This window comes from Geomonas oryzisoli (assembly GCF_018986915.1).
Classification (GTDB): domain Bacteria; phylum Desulfobacterota; class Desulfuromonadia; order Geobacterales; family Geobacteraceae; genus Geomonas; species Geomonas oryzisoli.
Map to the genome: position 1 here is coordinate 3,381,781 of NZ_CP076723.1, position 16,206 is coordinate 3,397,986.

General features: G+C 52.9%; 15 protein-coding genes. 13 read left to right on the forward strand and 2 right to left on the reverse strand.

Annotated features, from left to right (window positions below; all coding sequences use genetic code 11):
- Nucleotides 1–70 precede the first annotated feature (70 nt).
- Both KP004_RS14725 and KP004_RS14730 read right to left on the reverse strand, forming a co-directional pair.
- Nucleotides 71–436, reverse strand: coding sequence for a DUF2304 domain-containing protein (locus KP004_RS14725; RefSeq protein ID WP_216799255.1), 366 nt, complete (start codon nucleotides 434–436; stop codon nucleotides 71–73).
- A gap of 3 nt (nucleotides 437–439) precedes the next feature.
- Nucleotides 440–1,141, reverse strand: coding sequence for a glycosyltransferase family 2 protein (locus KP004_RS14730; protein WP_216799256.1), 702 nt, complete (start codon nucleotides 1,139–1,141; stop codon nucleotides 440–442).
- A 297-nt stretch (nucleotides 1,142–1,438) separates the two neighbouring features.
- Between KP004_RS14730 and KP004_RS14735 the strand changes: the two genes are divergently transcribed.
- From KP004_RS14735 to KP004_RS14795, 13 genes are all read left to right on the forward strand, one after another.
- The gene (locus KP004_RS14735; RefSeq protein ID WP_216799257.1) at nucleotides 1,439–2,458 is read left to right on the forward strand and encodes a glycosyltransferase family 2 protein; all 1,020 of its coding nucleotides are present in this window, start codon (nucleotides 1,439–1,441) and stop codon (nucleotides 2,456–2,458) included.
- Nucleotides 2,459–3,052: 594 nt separating this feature from the next.
- Nucleotides 3,053–3,682, forward strand: a complete 630-nt coding sequence (locus tag KP004_RS14740) for a hypothetical protein (protein WP_216799258.1) — start codon at nucleotides 3,053–3,055, stop codon at nucleotides 3,680–3,682.
- A 308-nt stretch (nucleotides 3,683–3,990) separates the two neighbouring features.
- A complete protein-coding gene (locus tag KP004_RS14745; protein WP_239026824.1) occupies nucleotides 3,991–4,836 on the forward strand; it encodes an ABC transporter permease in 846 nt (281 codons plus the stop codon).
- Nucleotides 4,837–5,067: 231 nt separating this feature from the next.
- Entirely contained in the window at nucleotides 5,068–5,709 is a 642-nt protein-coding gene (cysC, locus tag KP004_RS14750) for an adenylyl-sulfate kinase (protein WP_216802614.1), read from the forward strand.
- Nucleotides 5,706–6,503: a sulfate adenylyltransferase subunit CysD gene (gene cysD / locus KP004_RS14755; RefSeq protein WP_216802617.1), complete on the forward strand. Its 798-nt coding sequence runs from the start codon at nucleotides 5,706–5,708 to the stop codon at nucleotides 6,501–6,503. Before cysC ends, cysD begins: the two co-directional genes overlap by 4 nt.
- Entirely contained in the window at nucleotides 6,503–8,293 is a 1,791-nt protein-coding gene (locus KP004_RS14760) for a GTP-binding protein (RefSeq protein WP_216799259.1), read from the forward strand. Before cysD ends, KP004_RS14760 begins: the two co-directional genes overlap by 1 nt.
- A 15-nt stretch (nucleotides 8,294–8,308) precedes the next feature.
- A complete protein-coding gene (locus tag KP004_RS14765; protein ID WP_216799260.1) occupies nucleotides 8,309–9,589 on the forward strand; it encodes an ABC transporter ATP-binding protein in 1,281 nt (426 codons plus the stop codon).
- Nucleotides 9,558–10,592: a TylF/MycF/NovP-related O-methyltransferase gene (locus tag KP004_RS14770; RefSeq protein WP_216799261.1), complete on the forward strand. Its 1,035-nt coding sequence runs from the start codon at nucleotides 9,558–9,560 to the stop codon at nucleotides 10,590–10,592. The genes KP004_RS14765 and KP004_RS14770 overlap by 32 nt, the downstream gene beginning before the upstream one ends.
- 26 nt (nucleotides 10,593–10,618) lie before the next feature.
- Nucleotides 10,619–11,404 (forward strand): sulfotransferase, encoded by a 786-nt coding sequence (locus KP004_RS14775; RefSeq protein WP_216799262.1) that lies wholly within the window; start codon nucleotides 10,619–10,621, stop codon nucleotides 11,402–11,404.
- A gap of 204 nt (nucleotides 11,405–11,608) precedes the next feature.
- A complete protein-coding gene (locus KP004_RS14780; protein WP_216799263.1) occupies nucleotides 11,609–12,445 on the forward strand; it encodes a glycosyltransferase family 2 protein in 837 nt (278 codons plus the stop codon).
- 57 nt (nucleotides 12,446–12,502) lie between these two features.
- Nucleotides 12,503–13,228 (forward strand): class I SAM-dependent methyltransferase, encoded by a 726-nt coding sequence (locus tag KP004_RS14785; RefSeq protein ID WP_216799264.1) that lies wholly within the window; start codon nucleotides 12,503–12,505, stop codon nucleotides 13,226–13,228.
- A gap of 49 nt (nucleotides 13,229–13,277) precedes the next feature.
- The gene (locus KP004_RS14790) at nucleotides 13,278–14,054 is read left to right on the forward strand and encodes a sulfotransferase family protein (protein ID WP_216799265.1); all 777 of its coding nucleotides are present in this window, start codon (nucleotides 13,278–13,280) and stop codon (nucleotides 14,052–14,054) included.
- A gap of 7 nt (nucleotides 14,055–14,061) precedes the next feature.
- Nucleotides 14,062–16,185, forward strand: coding sequence for a glycosyltransferase (locus tag KP004_RS14795; protein WP_216799266.1), 2,124 nt, complete (start codon nucleotides 14,062–14,064; stop codon nucleotides 16,183–16,185).
- The last annotated feature ends 21 nt before the right edge of the window (nucleotides 16,186–16,206 follow it).

A 16,206-nucleotide genomic window follows, 5' to 3' on the forward strand; every position in this document is an offset into this window, starting at 1 on the left:
TTTAAGCCAATTTGCTCCGTTTTTGTTTTTCTTTGCGGCCTGGCGCCTTTGCGTTAAACAAGCCTTTGGCTTACAATTTGTGCGCCTTTTGCTCCTCTTTGAGATCCTCTACCTGCTTTCGCAAAAGCGCTACTTCCTGGGCGAGATTGTGGTTGCCCTCCGAGAGCCTGGAAAGGGTGACGGAGTGCCCGATGGCCACCAGCAGCAGGAACAGGACGCCGACCAGGAACAGCAGAGAGGGAGGGTAATAGATACCGATGGCAAGGGCCGCGACCTCGAGGATGTGGCGCGACACGGTAAGGAGGATGACGAAGACGGAGGTGCAGAGCCAGAGCAGGGCGTACTTCTCGCGCAGGCGGCGCTCCCTGACCAGCCAGACCACGAAGCAGAAAATGCCGACGCTGAGGCCAAGCGAAGCGATTTTTGTTAAATCCACAGGTTATGATTCCCCGACCAGATCCCTGCCGCGCATGGCATCCACCACCATCGCCAGCGTGACCTTGAGCATGTAGTAGGCGGACTTTCTCCTGGTGATGGAGGAGTGCCCGGAAAGCCTGCCCCGCATCAGCACCGGGACCTCCACCACGCGCAGCCCGTTGCGTGCGGCGGTGATGATCGACTCGACCTCGGGGTAGTCGTCGGTGTAAAAGCGCGAGAACAGGCGAATGGTCTGCTTGCCGTAGCAGCGGAACCCGGAAGTCGGGTCGTGAATGGCCTTCCCGGCCAGGCAGCGGATCAGGCAGTGGAAGATGCGCGAACCGATGAAGCGCGTGATCCCCATCTTGTAGCCGCCAGGCAGGGTACGCGAACCGATCACCAGGTCGGCCTCCCCCTTTTGCACCAGCTCGACGATCTTGAAGATCTGGTCGCCGCGGTGCTGGCCGTCGCCGTCGAACTGAATGGCCATGTCGTAGCCGTGCTCGTAGGCGTATCTGAGGCCGGTCTGCACCGTCCCGCCAATGCCGAGGTTGAAGGGGTGGCTCACCACCTCCGCGCCGAGACTCTTGGCAATGGCGGCGGTATCGTCGGTCGAGCCGTCGTTGACCACCAGGATGTCACCGCGAAAAGACTTGAGGTCCTCGATGACTGCCGTGATATTACGGGCCTCGTTGAAAGCCGGTATTATTGCAAGAATCCTCATATCCCCACCTGTGCCAACGCCATATGGCGTAAAAGAAAGCCGAAAACGGATCGTTTCTGAACGAATACAAGATCCGGACCAACTTTATAGGCACAACACTGGAGATAACGCTTGCCAAGGTTGCCGATACTAATATAAATATCTGGCGGCGCGCAATCAAAAATCCGTTCAGTGGTTGCCTTCCCAGTCCCTCTCCCTCTGGGAGAGGGTGCCCGAAGGGCGGGTGAGGGGAATTTTGTCGCGAGATCCGCGCCACAACCAGGATCGTCGTTTTTAAACTCAGCACCCGGAGCAGTCGTGCGCGTATCCGTCATCATCGTCAACTGGAACGGCCTCGGCCATTTGCCGGAATGCCTGGAAAGCCTGCAAGAGCAGACCTTCCACGACTTCGAGGTGATCGTCGTGGACAACGGCTCCAGCGACGGCTCCGTTGCCTACCTCAAGCAGCGCCCGGAGGTCAGGCTGGTCCCGCTCCAGGAGAACGCAGGCTTCGCCGCGGGCAACAACGCCGCCCTCCCCTACGCGCAAGGCGAGTACCTGGTCACCCTGAACAACGACACCAAGGCTGAGCCCGACTGGCTGGAAAAGCTGGTGGCGGTGGCGGATGCACACCCGGAGGCGGGGATGGTCGGATGCCGGATCTTAAGCTACCAGGATCCGGAACGGGTGGACTCCATGGGGATGGCGATCTGCAGGGACGGCATGTCCCGCGGCAACTTCCGGGGAAGGCGCTTTGCCGATCTGAAGGTCGAGGATGAAGCCGAGATCCTGTTCCCCTCCGCCTGCGTCGCCCTGTACCGGCGCTCCATGGTCGACCAGATCGGCTTCTTCGACGGCGACTTCTTCGCGTACTGCGAGGACAGCGATTTGGGACTGCGGGGGCGGCTCGCCGGATGGCGGGCAGTACTCGCCCGCGACGCGATCGTGTACCACAAGTATTCCATGACCGCGGGATCGCTCTCTCCTTTGAAGCTCTACCTGGTCGAGCGCAACCATTACTGGGCCGTACTAAAGAACCTTCCCTGGCCGCTGATCCTGCTGCTCCCATTTCACACCGCGCAGCGCTACCTGACGCAGGCGCGTCTCGTGCTCGGGGCCAAAGGAACCGGAGGGGAATTCATGTCCAGCGGCAGCAAGAAAGAGTGCATTCTCGCGCTGCTGCGGGGGATGCGCGACGCCCTTCTTGCCCTCCCCGCCCTCGCCAGGAAACGCGCCCAAGTGATGCAGCACAAGAAGCTGTCCACCCGGGAGATACTGCAACTGCTCAAGCGCCACCGCCTGACCTTCCACGAACTGCTCGACGTGCCGCAACCTTGAACTTGGTCTATCTGCGCTGCGGCTTCACCCCACTGCAAGATGCCCCCCCTCTCATCCTTCCTACCTTTTGCGACAATGGTGGATGCTTTAAGGATAAATCTGCACTCGTAGCGGATGCTTCACGTCTCGCAGGTCCTTCTGCCGTTAATGTAACGGTTACATGGCCCCATGTAACCGTTACATGGCCCTTTGTAACGGTTACAGACCCTCCTGCCTTCCACGCAGCATCCGAATCACCGCTTGCAAATGCCAAAGTAAGGCGAAAACTCGCTCGCGACAGGCATGCCTGACCCGATGCAGAGGCTACATTGCACTCCGTAGCCATCGCATCCCCCCATGGCACGTCCAAAACGCCCCATGTTTTTCGATCCGACGTGCATGTAACCGTTACATGGCCCCATGTAACCGTTACATTGCCCTGTACAGCCCCCCCCCCGCGAGGTCGCCGTGACAATTTCCTGCGCGGCGCCCCCCCCCATAGCAATTGGCGGTTGACATGTTAGAAGATTCTTATATTCTTCAGAGAGATGCTGCTTGGCGAAATGCTGGCTAGGCCGAGGGAGGTGAAAGCCTGTGGGCGCAAATACCACCACGATGTTGACACGCATGAGTCACTCCGAGGCGATCGTCAGAGTCGAACCGATCGTTGAGGCCTTCACCACGGGCAACCCGATACAGGGGCCAATCCCGTCGTTTCTCGTAGTCGGCGACGAGCTCAAGTCCATTTACGAGCATTTCAAGGAAGTACACCGGGGAGCAGAAACCGGCAACCATACCATGGTTGCCGAACGCAACTCCCTTCGTCCGCCGTTCAACCAGGTCTTTATCGACATCATGGATTTCGTGGAGCTTGCTTCCCGGAAGGATCCCACACTGCCCTACCGGGCCGGGTGCGAGTACTTCTGGCACAAGAAGGCCACCCCCGTGCGCACGGTAGCGGTAGGCAAGAACATCCCAGTCCTTACCGTGTCCAACCTGAACGAGCGCGGAGCCGTGTTAGGGAAGATGAAGGGGGTAGGAAAAGCAAAGAGCATTGAAATGCAGTACACGTATGGTGACCCCACCGTAGAAGCGAATTGGGCGCATCTGGCCGTACAACCGACTGCCGGCAAGATGATCACGAGGAACCTGGAACCGGGAAGGAACTGTTCCCTCAGAGGCAGGGCCGTCGCCACCGCCGGCGTCAGCCCCTGGTCCAACTACGTCACACTCATCATCACCTGATCAGCGATAAGGACCAATCCAGAGGGGCTCCGAATGAGCCCCTCTCTTGCGTTTCCGTCGCTTATTTTCCCTGTCACAGTCCCTCTACATCTGCTGCATGCCACTCTCCCTTCCTCTTCGCGTTCAATACTAGGCTAATCTCCCCTACGGCAAAACGGACTACTCCTTCACAACTGCGGTCTCGGCGGCCTGAAAAGATGCGCGGGAAAGGCAGGTCAAAGCCCCTCATGGCGGAAGAGATCTGCGAGATAGCGTGCTGAATGAGAACAGGAAAATCAATTGCTAAATCTGCGGAAGTGGAGTAAAAGATGGGGCTTATGATGTCCAGCAAGGAGAGCGACATGCAAGTCTTCAAGATGTTTCTGAATTTCCTTGGGGAGCTGCTTAAGAACCGGCATATAATTTGTGAGCTGACACTGGCCGACTTTAAAAAGAAGTACCTTGGCTCCTATCTTGGAATTCTCTGGGCATTCGTTCACCCGGCGGTTTACATCGCGGTAGTTTGGTTCGTCTTCCAAATCGGGTTCAATTCCCAACCCATGGCTAACGTTCCTTTTGTGCTGTGGATGCTCACCGCTATAATCCCCTGGTTCTTCTTCTCTGAATGTTTACAAAGCGCGACAACAAGTATTTTGGAGAACTCGTTTCTTCTTAAGAAGATGGTTTTCAGCATTGGAATTCTGCCGTTGATAAAGATATTTTCCGCGCTTATAATTCATTTCTTCTTCATAACAGTAATTTTCATCATGTTCATGGTATATGGATACCCTCCATCTCTGTACAACATCCAGGTATTTTACTATCTCTTCTGCACCATCATGTTGCTACTCGGCCTATCCTGGCTGACTTCTTCCCTCACGCTGTTTCTACGGGACACGGGGCAAATTGTGACCATGATCCTGCAGCTTGCGTTCTGGATGACTCCCATATTCTGGTCCACCGCCAAACTCTCGCCCAAAACCCTTAATTTCATCAAGCTCAATCCTTTGTATTATATCGTCGAAGGGTACCGGGAAAGCTTCATCTACAAAACCTGGTTCTGGGAAAAACATTACATGCTCACCCTCTACTTCTGGTGCTTCACCCTGTTCTTTTTTTTCATGGGGGCCCTGGTGTTCAGGCGACTGCGACCGCATTTCGCTGACGTAGCATAGGCTGTTATCGAGCTACAAAGGGATGACGGATGGGCGTTAAGGGCATGCCATTGGGAGTGATCAACATCGCAATGTTTCCCCCACCACCATCGGCTGACAGACCAGCATGATGGTCAGCGTCCCCGGCAGATATAAAGCTATCGACTTCGTTCGTGCGGGTATACCTGTGCAGATCATCTATGCTATAGTAGCGATCCCATCAATTGCATTTTTCTGGAGTGTGCCGTGACAATGCGCAGTCAAAACGTTACGTGGGAGCACCGTAAGCTCTGCAAGGAAGACCACCGGAAACGAAACGGACACACTTCGATGGTCCTTTGGCTTACCGGCTTGTCAGGTTCTGGCAAATCCACACTTGCTCACCAGGTTGAAGAGATGCTGCACAGCAAGGGATGGTACACCTACATCCTGGACGGAGACAATATACGACACGGTCTGAACGGCGACCTCGGTTTTTCTGAGAGAGACCGCAGTGAGAACATCAGGCGCATCGGCGAGGTGGCCAAATTGTTCGTCGACGCCGGAGTGGTGGTCCTGGCCGCCTTTATATCCCCCTTCCGACAGGACCGGGAACGGGTCAGGTCTTTGTTCGAACCGGGTGAGTTTATCGAGATCCACGTCTGCTGCGACCTGGAGGTCTGCGAAAAGCGTGATCCAAAGGGGCTGTACCGCAAGGCACGCGCCGGCCAACTTCCCGAATTCACCGGCATAGACAGTCCCTACGAGGAGCCAGTCAATCCCGAGCTTACCATCGATACCGGCGCGCTGAGTATCGAAGAGTCCGTCCAGATTATCGTGGACTACGTAAGCAGACATAAAGCCGAGTCAGGCGCGTGGACGGCACCGGCATCGATCAACGGGGCACCGTTATGAGCCATCTGCAAGAACTGGAAGACAAATCCGTCTACATACTGCGCGAAGCATACAAGAGCTTCGACAACCTGTGCATGCTGTGGTCCATCGGGAAGGATTCGACGGTGCTGCTGTGGTTGATGCGTAAGGCCTTCTTCGGCCACACCCCAATCCCGCTGGTTCATATTGACACGTCATACAAAATCCCCGAGATGATAGCTTATCGTGACAAGCTCGCTACCGATTGGGGACTTACCATGGTGGTGGGGCAGAACGAAGAGGCACTGGTTGCAGGGATGGCCCCCTCAGCAGGCAGGATGACGTGCTGCACCGCACTGAAGACCAAAGGTCTGCAAAAAGTGCTCGAAGAGAAGAAGTATAACGGGGTCATCGTCGGAGTGCGCTCAGATGAAGAGGGGACCAGAGCGAAGGAGCGCTACTTTTCGGCCCGCGACAAGAACAACGATTGGGATTTCCGTGACCAGCCTCCGGAACTTTGGGATCAGTTCAAGACCTCCTTCGAACCGGGAACCCATGTCCGCATCCACCCGCTTCTGGACTGGACCGAGATCAATATCTGGGAATACATAAAAAAAGAGGGCATTCCCGTTATCCCCCTTTACTTCGACAACGGAAGCGGCAAACGATACCGTAGCCTGGGTTGCGCGCCCTGCACGATGCAGATCGATTCTACGGCCAAAAACGTGGACGAGATAATCGCCGAGTTGAGAGTGACCAAGGTCGCGGAACGTTCCGGACGGGCCCAAGACGCTGACCGCGGCATGGAAAAACTCCGGAAAGACGGGTACATGTGATGGCGACGACGATGTCAGCGCCCGAAAGGGAAAATTTCCAGATCGTGTTCGTAGGCCATGTCGACCACGGCAAGTCCACGCTGCTCGGACGACTCTATGCCGATACCGATTCCCTCCCTGTCGGCCACCTTGACAAGGTAAGGGATATCTGCGCCAAGCAGGGCAAAGTTTTCGAGTATGCTTTCCTCTTTGACGCCTTCCTGGAAGAGCAGGAACAAGGGATAACCATCGACACTGCCCGGACCTTTTTCAACTGGGAGAACAGGCAGTACACCATCATAGATGCTCCAGGGCACAAAGAGTTTCTGAAGAACATGATCTCAGGGGCAGCCCGCGCCGAGGCGGCTGTCCTCCTTATTGATGCGGCCGAGGGGGTCCAGGAGCAGTCCAGAAGGCACGGGTACATGCTGAGCCTGCTGGGCATCCGGCAAGTGGTGGTCGTGGTCAACAAGATGGACCTCGTAGGTTACAACGAGGCAGCCTTTGCTGCGGTTGAAGCTGAGTACCGGCAGTTTCTGCGGGGGCTGCACCTGGAGCCGCAGCGGTTCATTCCCGCCAGCGCGCGAAACGGAGACAACGTCGCGCAGAAAAGCGCACATATGCCGTGGTACCGGGGAGCGACGCTGCTAGAGAGCCTGAACCACTTTGTCAAACCGCCACAGGGGGCGGATCTGCCACTTCGTTTTCCCATCCAGGATGTTTACAAGTTCGACTTCCGCCGCATCCTCGCTGGACGCGTCGAAGCAGGGGAACTGAGGGTCGGCGACACCCTTGTCTTCTCTCCGTCCAACAAAACGGCCGTCGTCAAGAGCATCGAGGCGTTCAACGTACCTATTCCTCCGCAGTCCGTATCGGCCGGACGCTCGTCCGGGTTCACCCTGGATGAGCAGATATTCGTGGAACGAGGCGAGATCGCCTCGCTGAGGGAGTGCCCCCCGGAGGTTTCCGACCGGTTCAGGGCCAACATCTTCTGGATGGGGAAAACCCCTCTCCAAAAGAAGAAGAAGTATCTGCTGCGGCTTGCCACCAAAGAAGTCGTCATGGAATTGGAAGAAATCATCGAGACCATAGATGCGTCGAGTCTCAGCCCGCTTACATCAAAAGAGCTGATAGAGAAGGATGACGTAGCAGAGGTCATCATAAAAACGAAGACCCCCGTTGCGTTCGATCGTTACTCCGACTGCACCCCAACCGGACGCTTCGTCATCATCGCCGGATATGACATCTGCGGCGGCGGCATCGTGATGGAGCCTCTCAAAGACGAGCAGGAACCGTTCCGCCGCGAGGCAAGGCAGCGCGATTTTGAATGGCGTCGCGGAGAGATACAGGAGGCCGAACGCGCACAACGGAACGGTCACCACGCCGGGATCATTCTCTTCACAGGGGAGAGAGGCTCCGGCAAGGCGCGCCTGGCCCGCCATCTGGAGCGGCGACTCTTCGACGGCGGCAGACAGGCTTACCTTCTAGACGGAAAGAACCTCCAGGTAGGCCTTGGCAGGGACCTATCCCTGGAAGACAAAGCCGAGTTGGTGCGCCGGTTCGGTGAGGTCGCCCAGTTGCTGTTGAGAGCCGGACTGATCGTGGTTTCCACGACCAACACCTTTGCGCTGGCGGACCACCAGACCATTCGCACCCTGGTCCATCCTCATCCCGTCATTACCGTCCATATGTCATTTGAGCCAGGACTATTGCCGGATGACACAGACCTATCCTTTTTAGAAGCGGAAGATCTTAAGGACGCCGCCAAGAAAATTATGAGGAAGATGGAGGACGTCGGTATACTTTTATAACATATGGAACTAACTATGCCAAACGCTGCAATAAAGCTTCAAGATATTTCTAAAACTTACAAATTATACGATTCGCAACTGCATCGGCTTAAAGAGGCACTCAACCCGTTGCGTAAAAAATATCATCACATTTTTTATGCCATCAACGGCGTCAGCATCACCATCAACAAAGGAGAAGTAATAGGAATTATTGGCAAGAATGGATCAGGAAAGTCAACTCTCCTAAAAATCATAACCGGTGTTTTAACCCCGACGACCGGAACGGTTGAAGTGCAAGGTAAAGTATCAGCCCTCCTCGAACTAGGTGCAGGATTTAACCCAGAACTGACAGGGTTGGAAAATATATATTTTAACGGCACACTCACTGGACAGAGCAAAGAAGAAATAGACCAGAACCTTGACCAGATACTATCGTTCGCGGACATAGGAGATTTCATTCATCAACCTGTAAAAAACTATTCCAGCGGAATGTTTGTGAGGCTAGCATTTGCTGTGGCAATTAATGTTGCCCCAGATATACTGATTGTAGATGAAGCCCTTTCCGTCGGCGACATCAGGTTTCAAAGAAAATGTTTTTCAGTTATAGACAACCTAAGAAGCAATGGAAAGACCATTTTATTCGTATCTCATGCACTTGAAACGGTAAACACTTTTTGCAACAGGGCCATTCTGATCGATGATGGACGAATCCTTGAGCAGGGCCCACCGAAGCTCATTACCAGATTGTTTCAGAAAATGATGCTGGGTGAGCATTTTGCTGGAGACAGTCTCGCAAAATATAACTCAAATGAAGGCGCCACGAAAGCATTAAATAACGATCGCAAGGCCATCATAGCCTTGGCTCAAGCCAAGCTAAATATAAATACTACAGGCAAAAAAGCTGAAATAATAGATTATGGCATTGTTGACAGCAGTGGACAGAAGGTGACTGCACTGCGATCAGGCGAGAAATACACTATTTACTCGCGAGTTCTCATCCATCAAGATCTTGACAAGATCCACCTTGGATATCCTATCAAGAATGTTCAAGGGCTCATGTTGTTCGGCGTGAACAGTTATATAAAACGGCTAAAAATCAGTCCACAACAAGCAGGAAATGTAATTGAAGGAAGAGTAGCGGTAACAATGTGGCTCGCGCCTGGCAATTACTTTTTAAGTTTCAGGGCAGGCCATATTGACGAAACGTATGACGAATTGGCTGATGCTGTTCATTTTGTCGTCACTGGCGATTGTGAAGTACTACCGGGGTCAGTTGTCAATCTAGATGCCAAGATGGATATTGCCAATATACTATAACAATACACACAACGGAGTTCCAGTGAGCCAACAAGTTGATGATAATATTGCTAATTATTATTTTAATGGGACTCTATTATCAAAAAGGTTCGGTACAAAAGAAATAGCTGCAGCAGCTGATCTGGCGCATAAGAGGTTTCCCTCTACCGCAATTCTCTATGTAACTGATCAGTACCAGGAAATTGAAATAACGAACGCAGAGCTAGTACCTTTTGATATAGAAGAATTAGAACGGCTAGACAATGAGAAGATCAAGGTTTTTTTGTGCGCGTTCGAATCCGACGAGAAATTAGTTACAGTTCTAAAAAAAATCACATCACTCAAAAATGCTTTTTATTTCACGCCACTGAAATTCTACCCGACCTCAAGGTATTTCCATAGAAATGACCTAGCTAGGACAATCTTGCAGGCAGAGCAACAGCTTGATTTGCCAAAGTTTGAAGTTGCTGACTATGAGAACTTGATACAGGCCATCGACATCACTCGTCATGTTGTCGGTGATTACGTAGAGATCGGTGTATACCAGGGTCGAAGTGCCCACTTGGCCCTGAAATATATGAAAGCCTCGGAATGCCCACGGAAGTCTTTTTTCATAGATGTTTTCGATGGATTCACGTACCCGTCTGCTTCTACAAGTCCTGACGCTCTATGGGTTAACTTTTGCCAAGATACAAGCGTGGAGTTCGTCTCGAATTTTTTATGTGAGTTTGAGGACATAGAGATACTCAAACTTGACATTATCGACGGCACAGTCCCCGCGTCAATAAAATCCATTGCAGTCTGTAACATAGATGTCGACATGTACGAAGCAGTCTTAGCTGCCTTGCTTAAAACTGCACCACTTATGAGCCAAGGAGGCATTATCGTGGTCGAGGACCAAGGTCACACGCCGGCGCTCGCAGGAGGGTATTTGGCAGTTTGTGAATTCTTGGAAACAGACATGGCAAAAGAATTCATCCCCATCCACATGGGTTCTGGGCAGATGTTTCTGATTAGACGGTAGGGCTTTAATAGTCAGCGGAGGAAGCTTTGCCACTTACGACAAAGAAGACCATTTACCGGGTGCTTAACTCTCTAAACAAGAATGCTGTCCATTTATTTTTATTGTCACCGCCGTTATGCGGATCGACGCTGGTGCAACAGCTAATTTCCACCTCTCCCAAGGCAACAACCTTCGAGCAGGAAGGCCAATGGCTTCCGGAAGTTCAAGATATTCTCGGATGCCCCGAGCGTTGGGACCCACAGCTTAAAGTTGATTGGAATAAGGTGAGGAAGACCTTCAACTCGTACTGGTCACCCTGGAAACCAGTGAGGTTTGAAAAATCACCTCCTCATCTCATGCGAGCCCAACAACTTCAGGAGGAATTCAACAATAGCCATTTCCTTATTACGATCAGAAATCCTTATGCACAGATTGAGGGAATGCTCCGACGACAATGGATGCCCTCAGCAAAATCTGCTGCGGAATTTTGGGTTATGACTGCAAGGACACAGATCTCAAACATTAAAAGCCTACAAAATAACTTTTTTTTCAGCTATGAATATCTCGTAAGCGAGCCAAACCGGTGCATTGAGAACCTAATCAGCTTCGTACCGCAGTTACAGTCGCTATCTCCTGATATTTTGTTTACTGCCCACAATGTAACCGGACAACCGATAAAGGGCATTAAGAATTTGAATGAAATTAAAATCTCCAACTTATCTCAGATGGACATCCATGATATCAATAGTGTATTGTCTCGGAATCTAGACGTTCTGCAGTATTTTTCGTACACCATGCACTTTGGCCAAGGCCGGATATTTCATGGAGGATGACCAGTCCCCCCCCGACAGCAATCCAAAATCCTTTTTCGAAGATCCGGTTATCAATGGCATACATTCCCCCACCACGACACCAAAGGGCTGTTACCGGAAACTCTCAGTAAAGGTGCAGGACTCGGTCGCAGGATCGGACTTCTCGGCCTCGATCAAGGACTATTTCTTTAAAGTGTGCAAAAACATGCGAATCTGGGTGGATGTATGTTCGGCTTTGGAAAGCGAAAGAAACCGTCAATCTCCGTCATCACCTGGGATGCCAGCTTCAGGGATTTTTTCCACACCGTGGATTGCTTTGGGAGCCAGAACTTCCCCAAAGAGGACTATGAGTTCATCTGGGTGGATTTCTACCGCAACCATAACCCTCAGTTGTTGCAGAAGATTTCCCAATACCCCAACGCCAGGTTGCTCAACCTGGATCACGACCAAAGCACCCAATGGCATCTTGGCAAGTGCGTCAACGCCGGCATAGCGGAAGCAAGGGGTGAAATCCTTGTCATCCCCGACGGCGATATCACCGCTGATGCTGATTTGCTCGATGCAATCAGAAGGGAACATGCAGAGTACAAAGATCTTGTACTTTATTTCAGGCGCTGGGATGAGCCATCGGAGAAACACGACGCTCACCAAAGCTACCAGTTGGACTACCTGCAGCGTGTCTGCGAGTTGACCAATGCGACCAACTACGGAGGCTTGATCTCGTTAAAGAGACAGACCTTGCAGCAGGTGAATAACTACGAAGAGCACTGCGTGTTCGCAGGTCCTGGTGCCAACGGGCTTGAACTGTACTTGAGGCTGAGGAACAAGGGACTCCCTATCAAGTGGCACACGAAGAAGATCTTCCACCCTTTTCACGAGAACACCGGCACTTCATCGACGGACCGTGCCGCCATGGAACAACTCGCTAAAATGCATCCCTGGATCAATCCTTACTCTGGCATCGAACAGTCATGGGTGCTAAAGTGTCGCAACCTCGACTTAAGTTGTGAGGCGAACACCGGGTATATCGATCAGTGCCTCGAGCACATTCCTACGTTATAACGGTACCCACTGGCGCGGGATTGGCGCCCCACCTCAAAGTCATCTTCTGGAGGTCAGATGTTAGAATGGCCAAGATACAGCGTTTACGACTCGCCTGATTACCTCGATCTGAGGAATAAAATCGCCAACCCCGGCCCGGGGCGACCGAAAGCCTGGGCTTACCCGTGGTGCGTACTCAACGGCAGACTGGAAAAGTATCAGACCTGCATGGATTTCGGGTGTGGCTCCTGGACCAACCTGACCCACCACATAAGCGGGATTACCGACTTTCTCACGATCGGTCTCGACCTCGACAATCTACAGCAAGACACCGACAAGGTCCGTTTCTTCATCACCCCCACAGACCGTATCGAGTTCCCCGACAACTTTTTCGACAGGGTATTCTCTGTCTCCGTGCTTGAGCATGTCCCGGTGGCGCAGCGAGAAACCGTCCTGAAGGAACTTTTCAGGGTGCTGCGCCCGGGAGGCCTTGCCGTGCTGGTGATCGACTGGGTCTTCGGGATGACTCCGAGCCTGCTGCAACAACTCAGTGTCAGCCAGTACCTGGGTAGGATCGGGTCGCAGATTTACGGCAACTATGATTTTGCCAAGCTCATAGACGATTACAGCGACATAGTAGTTCCGTTGGAAGCCATAGACAGAGCCATGTTGCCAGGCGCCGACGAATTCGATGAAAACGCTATACTGGCAGACACCGACATCCTCGTCAGCCTTTCTGACCAAGTCACAGATGTAGAGCTTTTCAAATACACGGCTCCGGGCCTTATTCTCAGGAAACTGTAGGCGTATGCGTAACTGTCTGATATTGGGATCCGGGCGAAGCGGCACCAGCATGCTTGCCGGCACTTTGGCCAAGGCGGGATACTTCATGGGGGACGACCTGTACCCCCCCCGCGATAGTAATCCAAAAGGCTTTTTCGAAGATCCAGTCATTAACGGCATCAACGAGCAGATTCTCGAGCCCCTGGATTACCGAACGACTCATCCGGTCAGGACAGCTGTCTGCGCGGCAGCGACATCACTGCCGCGATCACTCGCGTCACGTATCAACGCGGCCATCGGTACCGATTATCCGCTGACCTACGGACAAAGATGGCTGGAGCGGGTCCCGTTGGGACAGAGGATAGAGTCTACCAACCAGGTGGTAGAACAAATAAAGGAAGTCACTAAGCGGGCACCTTTTTGCTTCAAGGATCCCCGCTTTAGCTACACGCTCCCCGTTTGGCGCCCCTACCTTGAGAATACGGTGTTTATTTGCATCTTCCGCGAGCCCGGTGCTACCGCTAACAGCATCGTGAAAGAGTGCAAGGATATGGAATATCTGGAAAGTGTGAAGATGAGCTTTGACATAGCCATCGAGGTCTGGACACAGATGTATAAACATATCCTGTCGCTGCACCGTCACACCGGAGAGTGGATGTTTCTCCACTACAACCAGATGATGGATCCGAAGGTTCTCGACATGCTGGAACAATTTACAGGTGCGCATGTTGACCGCTCTTTTCCTGACATAGCCCTTAGAAGGTCTCGCAGCAACGGAGAAATCTCCCCGAAGGTGCAGAAAATCTACGCATTCCTGTGCCAACTCGCGGGTTATCACGAGACTTAGGATCTATATGCTGGTTTCAGTAGTGATATGCACCTATAACCGATCGGAGTTGCTCGAGGCAGCGTTACGATCGGTGATCAGCCAGGATTTCCCTCTGGACAGGTTTGAGGTGGTTGTCGTCGACAACAACTCTACCGATGACACCAGAGAGAGAGTAGCGGCCATCTCGTCAGGTGCCGCCGTGAAGACAAGCTATGTCTTCGTTGAGAAGCAAGGCCTCTCCTATGCCAGAAACGCCGGCATCGAGGCATCCTCAGGTGAAATCGTCGTCTTTACTGATGATGATATAGAAGCAGATCGGTACTGGCTTTCCAATCTGGTGGACGCTTTTACACAGCCTGAAGTCTGCTGTGCAGGAGGGCCTCTGAAGCCGCTATGGCTGCACCCAAGGCCGGAGTGGTTGGTGGATGAGTTGCTGCCGGCCATCGCCATCAGTGACTTCCCTGCAGCCGAACTAGGCGAGTTCAAGAGCCCCAGCTACCCGTGGGGAGCCAACATCGCCTTCAGGAAAAGAGTATTTCAAAGCATCGGCATGTTTCCCACCGACTTGGGCCGGGTAGGAACAAGGCTTTTGTCGAATGAAGAGATCTTCCTGTGCAGAAGGATCGTGAGGAACGGCCTGCGCATCGCTTTTGCAGAGAAAGCCGTCATTTATCATAAGGTGCCACCGTCCAGACTGACAAAGAACTATTTCCTGCATCGTTACAGCAACCAAGGCGCCTCCGATGCAATCCTCGACACAGTAAGCGATGACGTCCCATATCGGCGCATCCAGCAATTGTTCCTCTCTCTGAAAAACAACGACGCCTCGAAGTTCGCTGTCCGCTGTTTTTTACGGTCAGTCTCGGCGTATCTGATCCAACTTGCCTCGCTGGCAGAGGCGGGGGCTGTGCGGCTTGATGCTGTACGCCTGATACACTCAGCCATGAAAACCGTCGCGGACCGGTCAGAGACGGATGCGTTGCAAAAAGAATTACAGGACCGGACCGTATGGGCGCTTCAACTCAAAGAGGCGGTTACTGCACGCGATGAAACTGTACGGTCGCTTCAAACCACCGTGGAACAACGGACTGCATGGGCTCAGAGTGTCACCAAAGAGTTGGAACAAAGAGACTCACTGATTCAATCGCTCCAGCAGGAACTCCAGGACCGAACGGCATGGGCACTGGAACTGACGGAAACGGTGGCCGTACGCGATGAGACGGTCCGATCACTGAAGACCGCACTCGATGAGCGGACGACGTGGGCGCTAAATATCCAGGAGGAGTTACAGCAACGGGATATAGTGATTCTGGGCCTCCAGCATGAACTATCGGACCGTACCACCTGGAGCCTGTGCCTCAAGGCGGAACTGGAACAAAGCAGTACAAGACTTCAGGCCCTCCAGCAGGAGTTTGCGGACCGCACGGCTTGGGCACTTGAGCTTAATGATTTAGTGGCTGCACAGGGCGGAACAATCCGGATGCTGCAAGAGACAATCGATGAGCGGACGGCATGGGCCCGGAAGCTTGAGGATGAGTCGGGACAAAAAGATTCAATGGTGCGGGCGTTACAGGAAGAAATCGCCCAACAGACGGGGTGGGCACTCGCTCTCAAAGCCGAAACGGAGCAACAGGAAAGCATCATCGAGTCGCTGCGACAGGAACTCGATGAGCGGACAGCGTGGGCGCTTGCTCTTAAGGGGGACCTGGAACAAAGAGTTACGGCGGTGCAGTCCCTGCAACAAGAGCTCGATGAGCGGACAGCGTGGGCGCTTGCTCTTAAGGATGACCTGGAACAAAGGGTTGCGGCGGTGCAGTCGCTGCAACAAAAAGTAAGGGAACAAAACGACTGTGTAGACACGCTTAAAGCCGAGCTGGATCGAGAATTGATGCTGCACCGGGAGGAAATCCTCGAGAAAGCGCGACATCTTGAAACCGAGTTGGCATCAAAAGAATCATTGAACGAGCTGCTGCTCGAAAAGAATCGCGAGCTGCAAAGGCTTCAAATGCAATGGGATGCGGAGAGGGCGCAGCTTACCCAAGAACTTTCGGCAAATGAGTCCCGCGTCGAAAGCCTGCTCAACTCCATGAGCTGGAAAATCACTTCTCCCTTGCGATCAATCTACTCCGTTTTTACCAAAAAATCTTAAGTCAGGACCAGGAAACAGGTT

Excerpts from the sequence above, each read along its gene's own strand:
- KP004_RS14730 (WP_216799256.1), bottom strand. The coding sequence starts at position 1,141 with ATGAGGATTCTTGCAATAATACCGGCTTTCAACGAGGCCCGTAATATC.
- KP004_RS14740 (WP_216799258.1), top strand. The coding sequence starts at position 3,053 with ATGTTGACACGCATGAGTCACTCCGAGGCGATCGTCAGAGTCGAACCG.
- KP004_RS14745 (WP_239026824.1), top strand. The coding sequence starts at position 3,991 with ATGGGGCTTATGATGTCCAGCAAGGAGAGCGACATGCAAGTCTTCAAG.
- cysC (WP_216802614.1), top strand. The coding sequence starts at position 5,068 with ATGCGCAGTCAAAACGTTACGTGGGAGCACCGTAAGCTCTGCAAGGAA.
- cysD (WP_216802617.1), top strand. The coding sequence starts at position 5,706 with ATGAGCCATCTGCAAGAACTGGAAGACAAATCCGTCTACATACTGCGC.
- KP004_RS14760 (WP_216799259.1), top strand. The coding sequence starts at position 6,503 with ATGGCGACGACGATGTCAGCGCCCGAAAGGGAAAATTTCCAGATCGTG.
- KP004_RS14765 (WP_216799260.1), top strand. The coding sequence starts at position 8,309 with ATGCCAAACGCTGCAATAAAGCTTCAAGATATTTCTAAAACTTACAAA.
- KP004_RS14770 (WP_216799261.1), top strand. The coding sequence starts at position 9,558 with ATGCCAAGATGGATATTGCCAATATACTATAACAATACACACAACGGA.
- KP004_RS14780 (WP_216799263.1), top strand. The coding sequence starts at position 11,609 with ATGTTCGGCTTTGGAAAGCGAAAGAAACCGTCAATCTCCGTCATCACC.
- KP004_RS14785 (WP_216799264.1), top strand. The coding sequence starts at position 12,503 with ATGTTAGAATGGCCAAGATACAGCGTTTACGACTCGCCTGATTACCTC.
- KP004_RS14790 (WP_216799265.1), top strand. The coding sequence starts at position 13,278 with ATGCTTGCCGGCACTTTGGCCAAGGCGGGATACTTCATGGGGGACGAC.
- KP004_RS14795 (WP_216799266.1), top strand. The coding sequence starts at position 14,062 with ATGCTGGTTTCAGTAGTGATATGCACCTATAACCGATCGGAGTTGCTC.